Raw genomic sequence first — 498 nt, 5'->3', positions numbered from 1 at the left:
TCGAGCCGGGGACGGGTATCTGTGGCGGGCGCGGTCTGCTTCAGGAGCGGCGAACGATCGCGTCTGATCTACCGGTTACACGTGTACCGAGGACGGAAAGGCGAGGCGAAGAGCTTCACCTGGCAGGACTACCGCGACCTGATCGTTGCGGCGCACAATCAGCTCATGGCCCCTGTGGTCTGGGTCTGGGACAATCTCAACATCCACCTGGTCGACGAGCTCGCGCTGTTCTTCGTGGAGAACGAAGAGTGGCTGACGGTGTTCCAGTTGCCGTCGTACGCGCCTGAGCTCAACCCGCAGGAGGGCATCTGGTCGCTGATCAAGCGCGGCCTGGCCGACTTCGCCGCCGCCAACCTCGACCACCTGACCCGCGTCATGAAGCGCAAGCTCAAAAAGATCCAGTACCGTCCGGAACTGATCGACGGCTGCCTCACCGAGACCGGACTGATCATGAATACCGAATGATCGAACGACCCGCCACCGCCAGTTCAACCACAG

The 498-nt window shown here is 61.8% G+C and carries 1 protein-coding gene; it reads left to right on the top strand.

Going from position 1 to position 498, the window contains the following annotated elements; translation table 11 throughout:
• The coding region (locus POF73_RS45905; RefSeq protein ID WP_272125497.1) for a transposase at window positions 1-465 on the top strand (465 nt) is incomplete at its 5' end.
• Between the last annotated feature and the right edge of the window lie 33 nt (window positions 466-498).

It is taken from the genome of Streptomyces sp. HD, from assembly GCF_028369295.1.
Taxonomy (GTDB): Bacteria; Actinomycetota; Actinomycetes; order Streptomycetales; family Streptomycetaceae; genus Streptomyces.
This window is presented reverse-complemented; position numbering and strand designations above follow the sequence as displayed.